Annotated in this window: 11 protein-coding genes and 1 pseudogene; 5 read left to right on the plus strand and 7 right to left on the minus strand. The window is 60.6% G+C overall.

The window, feature by feature from the left end; genetic code table 11:
• Positions 1-6 precede the first annotated feature (6 nt).
• The 4 genes and pseudogenes from QYQ93_RS11865 to QYQ93_RS11875 form a co-directional block, all read right to left on the minus strand.
• Complete coding sequence (locus QYQ93_RS11865) at positions 7-2,415, minus strand: glucose/quinate/shikimate family membrane-bound PQQ-dependent dehydrogenase (RefSeq protein ID WP_338477012.1); 2,409 nt, start codon at positions 2,413-2,415, stop codon at positions 7-9.
• 171 nt (positions 2,416-2,586) lie between these two features.
• A complete protein-coding gene (locus tag QYQ93_RS28565; protein WP_371851117.1) occupies positions 2,587-3,354 on the minus strand; it encodes a methyl-accepting chemotaxis protein in 768 nt (255 codons plus the stop codon).
• Positions 3,355-3,453: 99 nt separating this feature from the next.
• Positions 3,454-4,530: pseudogene (locus tag QYQ93_RS28570) on the minus strand (cache domain-containing protein); the annotation flags it as partial.
• A gap of 145 nt (positions 4,531-4,675) precedes the next feature.
• Positions 4,676-5,566 carry a bestrophin family protein gene (locus QYQ93_RS11875; RefSeq protein WP_043051023.1) on the minus strand — a complete coding sequence of 297 codons (891 nt, stop codon included), beginning with the start codon at positions 5,564-5,566 and terminating at the stop codon, positions 4,676-4,678.
• 328 nt (positions 5,567-5,894) lie between these two features.
• On the opposite strand from QYQ93_RS11875, the gene QYQ93_RS11880 reads away from it, so the two are divergent.
• Complete coding sequence (locus QYQ93_RS11880) at positions 5,895-6,746, plus strand: hypothetical protein (RefSeq protein ID WP_173664483.1); 852 nt, start codon at positions 5,895-5,897, stop codon at positions 6,744-6,746.
• Between the two features lie 3 nt (positions 6,747-6,749).
• Positions 6,750-7,778 carry a GGDEF domain-containing protein gene (locus tag QYQ93_RS11885; RefSeq protein ID WP_338477014.1) on the plus strand — a complete coding sequence of 343 codons (1,029 nt, stop codon included), beginning with the start codon at positions 6,750-6,752 and terminating at the stop codon, positions 7,776-7,778.
• A gap of 13 nt (positions 7,779-7,791) precedes the next feature.
• Here QYQ93_RS11885 and QYQ93_RS11890 read toward each other — a convergent pair whose 3' ends face one another.
• Positions 7,792-8,091 (minus strand): ArsR/SmtB family transcription factor, encoded by a 300-nt coding sequence (locus tag QYQ93_RS11890; protein WP_217882227.1) that lies wholly within the window; start codon positions 8,089-8,091, stop codon positions 7,792-7,794.
• A gap of 90 nt (positions 8,092-8,181) precedes the next feature.
• Here QYQ93_RS11890 and QYQ93_RS11895 point away from each other — a divergent pair, with 90 nt between their 5' ends.
• From QYQ93_RS11895 to QYQ93_RS11905, 3 genes are all read left to right on the plus strand, one after another.
• The gene (locus QYQ93_RS11895; RefSeq protein WP_043051027.1) at positions 8,182-9,273 is read left to right on the plus strand and encodes an NADH:flavin oxidoreductase/NADH oxidase; all 1,092 of its coding nucleotides are present in this window, start codon (positions 8,182-8,184) and stop codon (positions 9,271-9,273) included.
• A gap of 664 nt (positions 9,274-9,937) precedes the next feature.
• Positions 9,938-12,079: a TonB-dependent receptor gene (locus QYQ93_RS11900; protein WP_338477015.1), complete on the plus strand. Its 2,142-nt coding sequence runs from the start codon at positions 9,938-9,940 to the stop codon at positions 12,077-12,079.
• 974 nt (positions 12,080-13,053) lie between these two features.
• Positions 13,054-13,653 (plus strand): hypothetical protein, encoded by a 600-nt coding sequence (locus QYQ93_RS11905; protein WP_043051029.1) that lies wholly within the window; start codon positions 13,054-13,056, stop codon positions 13,651-13,653.
• A gap of 16 nt (positions 13,654-13,669) precedes the next feature.
• Here QYQ93_RS11905 and QYQ93_RS11910 read toward each other — a convergent pair whose 3' ends face one another.
• Together QYQ93_RS11910 and QYQ93_RS11915 are read right to left on the minus strand one after the other, a co-directional pair.
• A complete protein-coding gene (locus QYQ93_RS11910) occupies positions 13,670-14,392 on the minus strand; it encodes a FadR/GntR family transcriptional regulator (protein ID WP_034119145.1) in 723 nt (240 codons plus the stop codon).
• A 48-nt stretch (positions 14,393-14,440) separates the two neighbouring features.
• Positions 14,441-16,177, minus strand: coding sequence for an IlvD/Edd family dehydratase (locus tag QYQ93_RS11915; RefSeq protein ID WP_338477017.1), 1,737 nt, complete (start codon positions 16,175-16,177; stop codon positions 14,441-14,443).
• Positions 16,178-16,234: the final 57 nt, after the last annotated feature.

Genomic DNA, 16,234 nt, shown 5'->3' on the forward strand with positions numbered 1-16,234 from the left:
GAGGGGTTACGGCAGGGCGTAGGCGATCACGTAGTCGCCACGGTCGGTGGACTGGCGTGCGCCACCGGCGGTGACCACGATGTATTGCTTGCCGGTTTTCGGCGACACATAGGTCATCGGTCCACCCTGGCTGCCGACCGGCAGGCGGGCTTTCCAGATTTCATCGCCGTTGCCGCTGTTGAAGGCGCGCAGGTAGAAATCCTGGGTGCCGGCGATAAAGATCAGGCCACCTTGTGTCGACAGCGTACCGCCCAGGGTCGGCAGGCCCACCTTGATCGGCAGGTGCATGCGGATGCCCAGCGGCCCGGTGTCTTCAACGGTGCCCACCGGTACTTGCCAGGCGACCTTTTGCGTCTTCATGTCGATGGCGGTCAAGGTGCCGAACGGCGGCGCCTGGCAGGGGATGCCGGCCACCGACAGGAAGCGGTTCTTGTTCACTGCGTAAGGCGTGCCCTTGAGCGGCACGGCGCCCATGCCGGTGTTCAGTGCTTCGCCACCGGAGGAGGTCTGCGCCTTGTTCTGCGACGGAACCATCTGGATCCACAGGCCCAGGCGCATGTCATTGACGAAGATAAAACCGTGCACCGGGTCGGTGGAGATACTGCCCCAGTTCATGCCGCCCAGGGAGCCCGGGAAGCTCAGGGATTTATCGGTGCCCGGTGCGGTGTACAGGCCGTCGTAGCGCATGCCCTTGAAGTCGATGCGGCACAACAACTGGTCATACGGGGTGGCGCCCCACATGTCCGATTCGGTCAGGGTCTGTGCGCCGATCTGCGGCATGCCCACGGATTTGGGCTGGGTCGGGGAATAAGGCTCGTTGGGGATGTTGGCGGCCTTGACCGGCACTTCCTGCACGTCGGTCAACGGCTTGCCGGTGGCGCGGTCGAGCACATAGATCTGCCCGGCCTTGGTGCCGATCACCACGGCGGGTACTGCCTTGTCGCTGCCTGGCGGGGTGAAGTCGATCAGGCTGGGCTGCATCGGCAGGTCGAAGTCCCACAGGTCATTGTGGACGGTCTGGTACACCCATTTTTCAGCGCCGGTGGAGGCGTCGAGCGCCAGCACCGAAGCGCCATATTTGTGGTTGAGCGCGGTGCGCTCCACGCCGTAGATATCGGTGGATGAGCTGCCCATCGGCAGGAACACCGTGTTCATCTGCGGATCGTAGGACATCGGTGCCCAGCTGTTCGGGGTGCTGCGCACGTAGGTGTTGTCGCCCGTCGGAGCCTGCTTGTCCTCAGGGTTGCCCGGATCGAACGCCCAGCGCATCTGGCCACTGATTACGTCGAAACCACGGATCACGCCACCGGGCATGTCGGTCTGGACGTTGTCGGCGACGCGGCCACCGACCACCACGGTGGTGCCGGCAATCAGCGGCGCGGAGGACAGCTGGTAGTAGCTGTCCGGCACATTGCCCAGGCCGGCTTTCAGGTCAACCTGGCCATGGGTGCCAAAGTCTTCGCAGAACTTGCCGGTGTCAGCGTCCACCGCGATCAGGCGTGCGTCGATGGTGTTGGTCAGCAGACGACGCTGGCACTGCGCGCCGGCTGGCACGCTGGCGGCAATGATCGGCGAACTGTTGGGTTGGGTAGGCTGGGCAATGGGTGCAGTGGCGTCGAAATACGCCATGCCCCGGCAACGCTGCCAGACCGCCGATTTAGCGTTGACCTCGTTCTTCCACAACTCTTTGCCGGTGTCGGCATCCAGCGCGATCAAGTTGTTGTGCGGCGTGCAGATAAACACTTTGTTGCCGATCTGCAAGGGCGTCAGCTGGTCTTCGGCACCATTGCCGTCGCTGAGGGCCACGTCGCCGGTGTGATAGGTCCAGGCGACCTTGAGCTTGTCGATGTTGTCGCGATTGATCTGGTCCAGCGCGGCGAAACGGCTGCCACCTTCGGTATTGCCGTAGTGCGCCCAGTCTTTCTGCGTATCGGCCGCAGCTACCGGGGTGATGCCCGGGCCAGCGCCGGTGGGCGCCACGCTCGGGTGGGCGACAAACATATTGCCTGCCGCTACCGCCACGCCCACGGCCAACACGGCGGCGACGCCATAGGCACCCCGCGCACGTTGGTTGACGAGCAGCGGGTACACCAGCGCTACCACCATACCGATGACCGCGAACATGAACAGTCGCGAGAACAGCGGCCAGAACACCAGCCCTACATCCGCTATGGCCCAGATGGCCGTACCGACCAGGAAGGCCGCGAACAGCCAGGCGCCGGCCGGTTTGCGACCAGCGAGCAACAGCCCTGCAATCGCCATGACCGCGCCGCCGATCAGGAAGTACCAGGAGCCTCCCAGGCTCACCAGTTTGACGCCGCCGATGGCCAGCGCGAGGCCGAGCAGGGCGATGATGACGCCCAGGCCCAGCAGTAAGAATCTAGAGGCGCCAGCGGCGCGCGATGCTCGTTTCATGTCGATCAGAACTCGAGTGAGGAAAGGCAGGGGCCGGATTTTAGCAAGATAAGTAACCAGTTAGTACATTTAGCTCGGTAATGCACTCTTACAAATCCTGCGATTATCCCAGACAGCAAAAAGCCGCTTGCGCCAAATGGCGTAAGCGGCTTGAGTGAGCCAGTGCCAAGGTCAGAACTTGAAGCGACCGACCAGCCCCTTGAGTTGCCCGGAGATATCCGTCAATCGGCCAGAGCCGGTCTGCGCCGAGTGGGCAAACTCTTCGACCAGTTGTGCATCGGCATGGATTTGCGCGATGTGGCGGTTGATCTCCTCGGCGACCTGGTGCTGCTCTTCGGCGGCGGTGGCGATCTGGGTGTTCTGGTCGCGAATCGAGTCCACCGAGCCGCGGATCTTGTCAAAGCTGTCGCGGGCCTGTTGGATGCGTTCGACGCTGGCGTGGGACACCAGCAGGCTGCCCTGCATCTGCTGGGTGACTTCCTGGGTGCGGCGGGCGAGGTTGCCGAGCAGGCTGTCGATTTCACCGGTGGAGTCCGCGGTGCGACGGGCCAGGGCGCGAACCTCATCGGCCACCACGGCAAAGCCGCGGCCCTGGTCGCCGGCCCGCGCAGCTTCGATGGCGGCGTTAAGGGCCAGCAGGTTGGTCTGTTCGGCGATGGAACGGATCGTGTCGAGGATGGTGTTGATGTTCTTGCTGTCCTGCTCGAGCAACTCCATGGTCTGGGTCGACTTCTGCAGGTCCGCGCTCAGTTTGTGCACGCTGGTGGTGGCTTCGCCGATATGTTGCTGGCCGTTGTGGACATCGCGGTAGCCTTCATCGGCACTCGTCGCTGCCGCGCTGCATGAGCGCGCCACTTCGTTGGCGGTGGCCACCATTTCGTTGAACGCGGTGCTGACCAGTTCCACGGCTTCACGTTGGCGCCCGGCGGCCTGATTCATGTTGCGCGCCACTTCGCTGGTGTCGGCAGCAGCGGTTTGCAGGTCGGAGGAGGCATTGCCGATGCGCTGCACCAGTTGTGCGATCACGCCCAGGAACTGGTTGAACCAACCCGCCAGGCTGGCGGTTTCATCCTTGCCCTGGACCTTGAGTTGGCGGGTGAGGTCGCCTTCGCCTTCGGCGATCTCTTGCAGGCCGTCGGCCACGCCGCGAATCGGCCGCACGATCACTCGAGCAAAGCTTGCGCCGACGATCGCGAACACCAGGGCGAGGATCGCCGCGATGCCGGCGATCAACCAGGTCAGGCGGGTGGCGCCGGCCATGACTTCGTCGCGCTTGATCAAGCCGATAAAGCGCCAGCCCAGCCCTTGGGAGCTGACTACGTTGGCCATGTACGGCACGCCGTCGATGTCGATCTGGCTCACGCCGTCGCCACGCTTGGCCAATTCGGCGTAGTTGGCGCCCAGGTCCGCCAGCGGCTTGAAGTTGTGCTTGGCATCGCTGGGGTCGACCAGCACGTTGCCGTTGGCTTCCACCAACATCAGGTAGCCACTGTCGCCCAGCTTTATGTTGCGGACCAGTTCGGTCAGCTGCTTGAGCGACACATCCAGGCCGACCACGCCGAGGATATTGCCGCTGGCGTCGGCGACGGTGTGCACGGTGCCGATCAGGGAGACGTCATCCGGCGCCCAGTAATAGGCGCCAGTGCGCACGGTGGTGCCTGGCGCGGCGATGGCGGCCTGGTACCAGGGGCGTACGCGCGGATCGTAATGAGTGAGCTTGGTGTCGTCAGGCCAACTGGCATAGCCGCCGTCCTTCAAGCCCAGGGACAGGTAGGCGGTGCTCGGATGGCTCTTGGCGAACTGGTCGAAAATCGCCAGCAGTTCTTGATTGGTCGGTGTCAGCGGGATTTGTGCAGCATCGGCGCCGGCGTAGCTTTTGAGGCCCTTGGCCGCGACAACGCGCGGGTCCTTGGCCACGTACTCGACGTTCTGGCTGATGCCGTCGAAGAACTGCTTCATGCCATTGTCGATCTGGCGGATTTCGCGGCCACTGCTATCGAGAAAATTCGCCAGGGCCCCCTCGCGCAGGTTCAGCACCACCAGTACGGCCACCAGGATGACTGGCAGGCACGCGATGGCGGCAAACGCCCAGGTCAGCTTTTGCTTGATATTCATGACTTCTCCCGCGGGTATTTATAATTTTGGCAAGGGGGGAAACGGTAGCGGTGAGCGTCGCATGTGTTGTTTTGCAGTCTGAGCGGCCCATGCTTACCCTTGTATATCGACTGCAAGGGCAAGCACTTGAGGGCAGGGGCCAGGTTTAACCGGTGTGCTCGGCACCCAGGGCATCACGCTGCATCGACTGCAGGTTCTTTTCGATGGTCTCGCAGATGCTTTCCATCTGGATCTGGTGTTCGCTGGAGTTGAACGGGCTTTGCAGGTCGGTACCGATGCGTTCGATGGCCAGCAGCATGAAGCCCACCACCGTGGAGGCCAGCGGCGTGAACCAGCCCAGGGATTCCACCAGGCCCACCGGTACGATCAGGCAGAACAACGAGATGAACAGCCGCGGGAAATACACGTAGGGGTAGGGCAGCGGCGTGTTGGCGATACGCTCCATGCCGCCTTGGGCATTGGACAGGTCCACCAGGGTCGACTCCAGCCGTGCCAGGCGAATGCTGTCCAGGCGCCCGGCCTGGTATTCGCGGGCCAGCAAGGTGGCGGAGCCGGTGAGGATGTCATTGGCAAAGTTATTGGTAGCGCCGTTGCGCGCAAATTCCTCGGCGGGGATAAATGCCCGCACTTCTTCCGGGCACGGCTGGCCCTTGAGGTGCGCGGCCAGGCAATTGACGTAGGCCACGTGCCGGCGCAACAGCGTTGACTTGACCGGGTTCACCTCACCGGGAGCGTCATCCAGCAGGGTCAATACTTGCCGGGCAAAGCTGCGCGAGTTGTTGACCATCGCCCCCCACAGCGTGCGCGCTTCCCACCAGCGGTTGTAGGCGCTGCTGTTGCGAAAACTGATCAGCACCACCAGCGCCGAACCCAGCAAGGTCAGGGGCATCAGCGGCAAGTTGATCTTGGCGGTGAGAAACAGCATGAAGTCCACCGTCACGGCCACATCCCATAGCAACAGCCAGAACAGCGCCCAGCCCACATAGCCCATGGTCTTGATGATCAGGCGGTATTTCTTCAGGACGGCAGCTTTCAAACGAGCACCTCGCAGTGGGTGGTTGGCAACAATGCCCTGTTACGACGTCGCGAGAGAGGGAAGGTTCGCAGGGTGCTGAATCGATTAGTTGATAAGTCGCTATCCCGGGAGAATGTAACGAGAGGTGTCGCGAAACTGCGGGCCACAGATGATTTGAATGTGGAACAACTTTGGTACTGATGACGTCTGGTGCGGCAATCGCTGTACATTGCGTTCGAGGCAAAAAGCCATTAATGGCAGGGTTTTTGACGTGATTTGTTTTTGGGGCCTGGCTGCAGGGATTTCGTAGCCGAGATCAGTGGAATAATTGGTTGATCAGGGCTCTTTCATGCGTGTCAGTTCGTTGAAGTCAGCTATGTGTAATACCGCGCAAGCACTCGAACGTCATAGGGATTTTGAAGCGTGCATGAGAGCGCATTACCACGTGCTGCTCGTGCCCTATTCAAGACGACCGTTTTTCTACAAGAGTGCACTTAAATACAGCCGCTTGATGGTGTCGTTTGCGTTATTGAGCCAGTACTTTTCCACCCCGCTGCCATTGTTGGCAGAAGTTAAGGCCCTGTGCGTGACGCGCAGGTATTGTTCGAAAAACAGCCTGGAATCAATCTTCCTGTTGTTTCGTGCCCTGGGTTTCATGGAGGTTGCACCGCACCCAGAAGACAGTCGCTTCCGGGTGTATTCACCCTCGGATGAAGCTTGCCGTGAAGCACGCTTGATGCTGACCGCCCTGACTGAGTCGTTGGCGCTGCTGTACCCGGAGCGGGAGATTTTCCGGCAGATGCGCGACCTCGATGATCGCGGGTTCCTGGCCCTCTATTTCAAGGGTTTTGCCGTAATCCTCGCGTCTGAACTGACGGTGGATGTGTTACTGCCCGAATGTTATTGGCTGGTGAAACGCGATGCCGGGCATCTGTTGATGCTGGCTATCTATAACGATGCCTTTGCGCCGGACAATGACCGCACTACCTTCAGGTCGTCGTCCTACCTTGCATTGGCCAAACAACTTTCCGTGTCCAAGACCCACATTATCCGCATGGTGCAGGAGGGTGTGGAGAAGGGCTATTTCAAGGCTCACTCCAAGACCCGGCTGGAAGTACTGCCACCTTTCGCCAGTCTGGTAAAGCGCTTCATGGCCTTTTCATTTGCGGTTGGCCTGCATGCTATTGAGATGGGAGCGTAGGGGATGCCTGCTAACTTGAAGTTGCGGCCCCGGATGCGCAGTTTGCTGTCGCCTGCGGTGACGCAAGCCGAATGGATAGGGATTATTGCCTGGGTCGGCATGTTGTTGATTCATCCGGCCCTGCAGTTGGATATTTATACGGTGGGCGTCACGCTTGGCCTGTTGGTTGTTTGCCGCGTGCATACCAGGACCGCCAACTTTCTGCTTTGGCGGGTGCTGGGGGTGACCTATATGGTGCTGTTGTCGGTCGGCTTCGCCTACATCATTCGCTTGAATGAAGAGTTGCGCATTTATGGCCTGCCATTGGCCGTCACCCTGGTGGTGGGCAGCGCCATCTTGTTTATCAGTGTCCAGGATTATCTGGCCGACGCGCTATTGGTCTGGCTTATTCTGTGGCCGCCGATGCAGGCCGATATATATGCGGGCACCGAGGTCTATCTGCTGATGTTTTGTGCTTCTTCGGTGTCTATTGGTTTTATCTTGAGTTACTCCTACTTGAAGAACCTGCGCTCGGTATTGCTGGTGGAAAGTGAGTTTCGCGCATTGGCCGAGACTGATTATCTGACCTCGATCCTCAACCGGCGCGCCTTTATGCAAAGTTTCGAAAAGTTGCTCAGTGGTGGTCAGGGTGGCTACTTCATCATGTTGGATATCGACAGTTTCAAGGAAAAAAATGACCTGTATGGCCACGATGTGGGCGACAAGATCCTGCGTGCCATGGCCGTGTGCCTGAAAAACGCCAAGGGCAGCCACAGTTTTGGTCGGATCGGCGGGGAAGAGTTCGGTGTGTTGTTGCAGGGCGATGACCCGGAACTGGCGTGCGATTATGCCCTGGCGTTACTGCAGTCGATCCGCGGCAGTGTCGCTGCACCGCATAACTACACGTGCAGTGCGGGCATGGCGCGTTTTTCAGCGGGCGACGACCTGTCGACGGTGCTCAAGATGGCGGACAAGAACCTGTATGGCGCCAAGCGCAACGGCAAGGACTGCGTGCATCTGGACGGTGCGCTGCTACAGCCGGTGTTGTCCTGACGCACAGGCCTATCTACTGCTGCGACAGAATACTTGCCAGCAACCCGGGAAAGCGGCTCTCCAGCTCGTCGCGACGCAATGAGTTCATATGGGTGGTGCCCACATTGCGGGTGTGTACCAGGCCGGCATCGCGCAGCACGCGGAAGTGGTGGGACATGCTGGATTTAGGCCGCCCGCCATCCAGTTCGCCACAGCTGGCCTCGGGCACGCCGGCCAGGCAGCGCACGATGTCCAGGCGTACGGGGTCGCTCAAGGCGTAAAGCACGCGCTCAAGCGTCAATTCTTGCGGTGTAGGGTGTTTGAAGGCTCGCATGGGGCGGATCATAACAGGGGGGTAGCGTTCAATACCATAGTTCGATTACCATCGAACTATCGAATCACACACCCTTCCCCGGAGTATCTGATGTCCGCCTTGTTCGAACCGTTCAAACTTAAAGACGTTACCTTGCGCAATCGCATTGCCATCCCGCCGATGTGCCAATACATGGCCGACGACGGCATGGTCAACGATTGGCACCACGTGCACCTGGCAGGCATGGCCCGTGGCGGGGCCGGCCTGCTGGTGGTCGAGGCCACCGCAGTCGCTCCCGAAGGACGTATCACCCCAGGCTGCGCCGGTATCTGGAGCGACGCCCATGCCCAGGCGTTCGTGCCCATGGTCAAGGCCATCAAGGCCGCAGGCTCGGTGCCGGGCATTCAGATCGCCCACGCCGGTCGCAAGGCCAGCGCCAACCGCCCATGGGAAGGCGATGACCACATCCCGGCTTCCGATGCACGCAGCTGGGAAACCATCGCCCCTTCGGCCATCGCGTTCGGGGCCAACCTGCCCAACGTACCGCGTGCCATGACCCTGGACGATATCGCCCGCGTCCAGCAGGACTTCGTCGACGCCGCCCGCCGCGCCCGTGACGCCGGTTTTGAATGGATCGAGCTGCACTTCGCCCACGGCTACCTGGGCCAGAGCTTTTTCTCCGAGCATTCCAACCAGCGCACCGATGCCTACGGTGGCAGCTTCGACAACCGCAGCCGCTTCCTCCTGGAAACCCTGGCCGCCGTGCGTGAGGTCTGGCCGGAAAACCTGCCGCTTACCGCGCGGTTCGGCGTGATCGAATACGACGGCCGTGATGAGCAGACCCTCACCGAGTCCATCGAGCTGGCGCGCCGCTTCAAGGACGGTGGCCTCGACCTGCTGAGCGTCAGCGTCGGTTTCACCATTCCCGATACCAACATTCCGTGGGGCCCGGCCTTCATGGGGCCGATTGCCGAACGTGTGCGTCGTGAAGCCGGTATCCCGGTGACATCCGCCTGGGGCTTCGGTACCCCGCAACTGGCCGAAAGCGCGTTGCAGGCCGGGCACCTGGACCTGGTGTCGGTAGGGCGTGCCCACTTGGCCGATCCGCATTGGGCGTACTTTGCCGCCAAGGAGCTGGGCGTGGAAAAATCCTCCTGGACCTTGCCGGCGCCTTACGCGCATTGGTTGGAACGCTATCGCTGAGGCGGGCAGAGGGATTGTTTGTGTGGCAGCCTTAGAGCCGATTCGACTCGCTCCCGATATAGGTGTATCAGTCAAAAACAGTCAGACTGACCCACTGCTATCGGCGCGTAGGTAACCACGACGCGCAGCGAGCCGCTCTTGATCTTGATCTGCTTTTGATCTTGATCTTAGGCGCCCCGTTAAACCACGCTGGCCGGAATTCGACGGGGATTTGGGGGGTAAACCGGCAGGGATGCCGGTTTAGCCGCCCCGCGCCATGGATGGCGCGTGGCGGCGGCCCCCCAAATCCCTGTCGGATTACGGGCACACCGAGCCTAGGCGAGGTGCCGAGTGGTGGGGCAAGAGCCCTTTGGTTACTTTGGGGCTCTTTTCCAAAGTGACCCGCCGTCAGGGCGGAACCCTAAGTGGCCGTTACCGCAGAAATGGATATGTACTCGGTATGATCCAATATCCTGGTCGGCTGTCAGGCCGCCATCGGGAGCAAGCCCCCTCCCACATTTTGATCCTCGTAGCCAGGTAAAGACCGAGCCATTCGATACACGGCAGATACGTGAAAAATAACAAATGAGAATGGATGCCAAATGAGAATCGACTGGGCTATGATGCTCGCGAATTCTTGGCAGGTTTGCCGTCCCATCTGGCTCTTTCACTAGGTTCAACACCCATGCGTCGTACCCTGATTTCCATTTGTGTGCTTCAGGCGTTTTCCCCCTTTGCGTGGTCAGAGGACGCCCCGGCAGAAACTGCCAGTATCGAGTTGCAAGCCACCAACGTCACCGCCACCGCCGACTTCGAGTCGGCCCAGGGCCCGGTGCAGGGTTACCACGCCACACGATCAGCCAGTGCGACGCGTACCGACACCTCCATTCATGAGACCCCGCAATCCATCAGCGTTGTATCCAAGGACGTGGTCGAGGACATCGGTGCGACGCGCCTGCAGGATGCCCTCGACTATGCCGGCGGTGTCGGCCGCGCCAACAACTTCGGCGGCCAGGGCCTGACCACCTTCACCGTGCGTGGCTTTACTACCGGTGAGTTCTATCGCAATGGTTTCCCGATCAACCGCGGCTACCCGAACATGCCGGACGCCAATACCATCGAGCGTCTTGAGGTATTGCGTGGTCCGGCGACCATGCTCTACGGCCGTGGCGACCCCGGTGGCACCTTCAACGTGGTGTCCAAGCAGCCCCTGGCCGAACGCACCGTTACCCTGGGCAGCCAAGTGAATGACCAGGGCATGAAGCGTGGCACCCTGGATGCCTCTGGCCCGCTGGACGAGGAGGGCCGCCTGGCCTATCGCCTGAACGTGGTGGGTGAGGGCGGCGATACCTTCCGCGATCATGTCGAGACCGAGCGCTATGGCGTGACTCCGGTGATCACCTGGCAGGCCAGCGATGACACCAAGGTGACCTTCGAAGGCGACTTCATGCGCAACAACCACCCGCTGGACCGTGGCCTGACGCGCCTGCCCAACCAGCGCAGCACGCCGTCGCGCGATACGTTCTGGGGCGACAAGGACGCCGGCAAGCTGCACAACGACAACAATATGGCGCAGTTGCGTTTCGAGCATGCGCTCAACGACAACTGGACCCTGGGCGTTGGTTTCCAGTGGTTGGACGGCAGTTTGAAAGGCAATGCCATCGAAGCCAATGGGGCGGGCAGCCTGGGCACCGATGGCCGCACCCTGCAACGCAACTTCAACTACCGCAAGCTGGAATGGACCGACAAGGATTACCAGCTCAACCTGACCGGGCACTTTTCCACGGGCGGCTTCGATCACACCTTGCTCACTGGTATCGAGTACGAGGATTACGACTACAAGTCGATCATTCAACGCTCCAGTGCGGTCCCGGGTACCTATCCGATCGACATTTTCAATCCGGCGTATGGCCAGGCCCGTCCGCCGCTGACGCGCACGCCGACCCACGACAAGGAGAACCTCAAGACCTATGCGGCGTTTATCCAGGATCAGGTGGCGCTGACCGAGCGCTTGAAGGTCTTGGCAGGGGCGCGTTTCGAGCGTTTTGAGCATGACTATGAAAGCTACGTAACGGGGGTAAAACCCTGGACCGCCGCTGACAACGCGGTCACCCCGCGTGTGGGCGTGATCTACGACCTCACCGACACCGTCGCGGTCTATGCCGACGCCGCCCGTTCGTTCAAGCCCAATACCGGCGCCAGCCGTGAAGGCGGTGGTTTTGCACCGGAGAAAGGCAAGTCCTATGAGATGGGGATCAAGTGGGAGGCGCTCGATCGTCAACTGAGTGTCGACGCGGCGATCTACCAGATCGAAAAGAAAAATGTGCTGACCAACGACCCGGCCGACCCCACCAACACCTTCAGCGTCGCCGCTGGCCAGGTGCGCAGCCGCGGCTTCGACCTGAACGTGGCGGGCAACCTTACACCCGAGTGGCGCGTGATTGGCGGCTACGCCTACGTGGATGCCGAGGTCACCCGCGACAACACCTTCCGTGCCGGCACCCGCCTGATGAACATCCCGCGCAACAGCTTCAGCCTGCTCAACGTCTACGAGTTCCAGGACGGCGCGCTCAAAGGCCTGGGCCTGGGGGCCGGCGGCAAGTACGTCGACCAGCGCGCCGGCCAGACCGCCAACACTGGCTTCTCGATGGACGCCTACACCGTGGTCGACCTGCTCGGCTATTACAAGGTCAATGAGCAGGTACGCCTGAACCTGGACGTGAAGAACCTGTTCAATCGCGAGTATGAGGAAGGGGCGTTCGGCAATATCTATGCCTACCCAGGTGCGCCGCGTACGGTGCAGGTTGGAATTTCCTACACCCTATAACGCGCTATACACAGGTCCAAAATGTGGGAGGGGCGGTGCGACGATTCGACTTGCCCCCGATGGCGGCCTGACAGCCGACCAGGATGTTGGATCATACCGAGTACATATCCATTTCTGCGGTAACGGCTGCTATTGGTTCCGCTTTTACAGCCAGCCCTTTCAAGGTCTTTGGAAAAAGCCCCAAAATATGATCGTTTTTTGACCAAAAGAGATGCTGGCTGAGCCAAATTCAACTCGTTTATTTCTTAATTTCAGCCTGGAATTGGCGTAGGACGCGATTTAGGCAAAGACCTTGAAAGGGCTGGCTTTTACAGCGGGTCACTTTTGAAAAGCGCAAAAGTAACCAAAACGCTCTTGCCCCACCACTCGGCACCTCGCCCAGGCTCGGTGTGCCCGTAATCCGCCAGGGATTTGGGGGGCCGCCGCCACGCGCCATCCATGGCGCGGGGCGGCTAAACCGGCATCCCTGCCGGTTTACCCCCCAAATCCCTGTCGAATTCCGGCCAGCGTGGTTTGACGGGGCGCCTAAAATCAAAAGCAGAGCAAAAGCAAGAGCAAGAGCAAGCAGCAAGTCGGCACGGTCAGTTGTGTAGATACCTATGCCCCGATATAGGTATGTCAGCCAGGTATCTGGTGCTGATCCACCGCTATCGGGAGCAAGTCGAATCGTCGCACCGCCCCCCCACATTTGGACTGCATGCGTCCAGGGGGCTCTCTGTCAGCCTGGCATGCATATCTCATGTGGGAGGGGGCTTGCTCCCGATAGCATTATTTCAACCAGCATATGCGGGGCTGATACACCGCCATCGGTGCCACTCGAATCGTTGCACCTCCCCTCCCACATTTGGATCTGCATGACTGTCAAGGTTGACAGTAGACAGTGCAGGACCATGGAGAGATGTTTGCCATTAACGTGTCAGCCTAGTTGTCGGCGCCCATGCTTTTCGAAGCCACGCTTGATAGGGATATTGAAAATGGAACGGGAACTTGTCAGTGAAACCGATGAACTGATTAAAAAGACCAACGACGCCGAGCGTCTCTTCACCCGTTACGCCACCAAGTGCTACACCTCAGCCCTGCAAAAGTACGTCAAGGAAATCAGCGAGACCTCGTACACCTATCTATTGGCCGAGCTGGCCGAGAGTTCGCTGAGTTCGGAAATACTCGGCCGGCCAGGCGCCAATATCAGCCTGGTCAGGATCGAGATAGAGGAGGTCATGCTAGAGGCCGAGGTGATCAAGAAATTGAAGCGCGCCGAAACCCATTACCTGGAAACCCTGGAGTCGGTGCGCAAGTTCGAAGACCTCAAGCGCTTCGAAAAAATGCAGGACACCTCCGATATCGTCCGCTCGATCAAACTCGGCGTGTCGCGCTTCAATATCCTCTTTGTCATTTTGTTGATCGGCGGGTTGACCTGGGCGGCGATCAATCTGCCCAAAGAAGCCCTGGCACTTATTTCCGCCGCTATCGGCGGGGCCATTACCCACTTGTTGTCCGAGCGCCAAGCGGTGCTGGCGCTGAAAAAAGACGGAGATAACACCTGCCCCAGAGCCAACGCCAATAATCAGGAATAAGTGCCACAGCGCCGGGTCACAACGGCGTCAGCACATTCATCACCGTATCCAGCGCCACCCGTGTGTCATCCAATTGCACCAGCGAGGCGTGCCGCGCCCCCAAGGCATCGCGGTTCTGGATCGCGGTGAGGATCGCCTTGTGCCGGGGCAGGCTCAAACCCTGGATATCCGGACGGCGGTTGGTGATGTTGATCGACTCGCGCAACGGCAGCGAGAGCATGTTGCACATATAGGCGAGCAGGTCGTTACGGGTGGCGTCGGCAATCGCACGGTGAAAGTCCAGGTCGGCCTGCAACAGCTGTTCGTGGGTCTGCGCGGTTTCCATGCCCTGGTAGGCTTGTTCGATGGTGGCGATGTCTTCATCGGTGGCGGTGGTCGCGGCCATGGCGGCGATTTCCGGCTCCAGGATACGACGCACCCCGGCCAGGGTGTTGAAGAACTCGCTGTGGGGTGTGGACTGCATCAACCAGGACAGCACGTCCGGGTCGAGCAGGTGCCATTTCAAGCGCGGCCGCACCACCGCGCCCACCCGCGGCTTGGAATACACCAGGCCCTTGGCGCTCAGCACCCGCGTCGCCTCGCGCAATACCGAGCGGCTGACCTGGTATTCCTCGCACAGCGTGGCTTCCATGGGCAACCGTTCTTCAGGCTTGAAGCGGCCGGAAACGATGTGCATGCCCAAGTCCTGGACGATCTGGGCATGCTGGCTCTTGCGCGGCTTGGGCGGCTGGTGATCCATAACGACGGATAGGCTCTGGCTTAGATTCGCCGCATCATAGCATCCCAATTAGTGGGAATGCCGTGGGACTTCGGCGCCACGGCAACCCACCAGGAAGTCGAAATCACAGCCTTGGTCGGCCTGCAGCACATGGTCGATGTACAACTGGCGATACCCGCCGACGATCAGGTTCTGCGCCGGCTTGAGGTCGGCCATGCGTGCCGCCAGCTCGGCGTCGGGGATGTCCAGGTGCAGGCGGCCATTGGCACAATCGAGCTCGATCCAGTCGCCTTCCTGCACCGTGGCCAACGGCCCGCCGGCAGCGGCTTCCGGCGCCACATGCAAGACCACGGTGCCGTAGGCGGTGCCGCTCATGCGTGCATCGGAAATACGCACCATGTCGGTCACACCCTGGCCCAGCAGCTTGGCCGGCAAGCCCATGTTGCCGACTTCGGCCATGCCCGGGTAACCCTTGGGGCCGCAGTTCTTCATGACCAGGATCGAGTTGGCGTCCACGTCCAGGTCCGGGTCGTTGATGCGCGCCTTGTACATGTCGAAGTTCTCGAACACCACCGCACGGCCGCGATGCTGCATCAGCTCGGGACTGGCCGCCGATGGCTTGAGCACCGCACCCAGGGGCGCCAGGTTGCCGCGCAACACGCAGATGCCGCCGTCGGCGCGGATCGGGTTGTCGAGGGTGCGGATCACTTCATCCTGGCCGTAGATCGGCGAGTCCTTGGTGTTCTCGCCCAGGGACTTGCCGTTGACGGTCAAGGCATCGGGATGGGGGATCAGGTTGGCTTCACCGAGGCGACGTAGTACCGCGGGCAAGCCACCGGCATAGTAGAACTCTTCCATCAGGAAGCGCCCGGACGGTTGCAGGTCGACGATGGTCGGCATGCCGCGGCCGATGCGGGTCCAGTCATCCAGGTCGAGTTCAACCCCGATGCGCCCGGCAATGGCTTTCAAGTGGATCACCGCGTTGGTCGAACCGCCGATGGCCGCGTTTACCCGGATGGCGTTTTCAAACGCTTCCTTGGTGAGGATCTTCGACAGCTTCAAGTCTTCGCGCACCATCTCTACCGCACGCATGCCCGACATATGCGCCAGCACATAACGCCGCGCATCCACCGCCGGGATCGCCGCGTTGTGGGGCAGGGACGTGCCCAGTGCCTCGGCCATGCAGGCCATGGTCGACGCCGTGCCCATGGTGTTGCAGGTGCCCGCCGAGCGTGACATGCCGCCTTCGGCCGCGAGGAAGTCATCCAGGGTGATGGTGCCGGCCTTGACCTGTTCGCTGAGCTGCCACACCACGGTGCCTGAGCCAATGTCCTGGCCCTTGTGCTTGCCATTGAGCATCGGCCCGCCGGTGACCACGATGGCCGGCACATCGCAACTGGCCGCACCCATCAGCAGCGCCGGGGTGGTCTTGTCGCAACCGGTCAGCAGCACCACGCCATCGATGGGGTTGCCGCGAATGGCTTCCTCCACATCCATGCTCGCCAGGTTGCGGGTGAGCATGGCGGTAGGGCGCAGGTTGGATTCACCGTTGGAAAACACCGGGAATTCCACCGGGAAGCCGCCGGCCTCGATCACGCCGCGCTTGACGTGCTCGGCGATCTGGCGGAAGTGCGCGTTGCACGGGGTCAGCTCCGACCAGGTATTGCAGATGCCGATGATCGGCTTGCCATGGAACTGGTGGTCGGCAATGCCCTGGTTCTTCATCCAGCTGCGGTACATGAAGCCGTTCTTGTCGGCGGTACCAAACCACTGGGCGGAGCGTAGGCCGGGCTTTTTGTCAGGCATGATCGATTCTCTTATTGTATGACTATATGTTCTATGCGTGGTTAAACATAAGCGCAA

The organism is Pseudomonas khavaziana, from assembly GCF_036704165.1.
GTDB classification, from domain to species: domain Bacteria; phylum Pseudomonadota; class Gammaproteobacteria; order Pseudomonadales; family Pseudomonadaceae; genus Aquipseudomonas; species Aquipseudomonas khavaziana.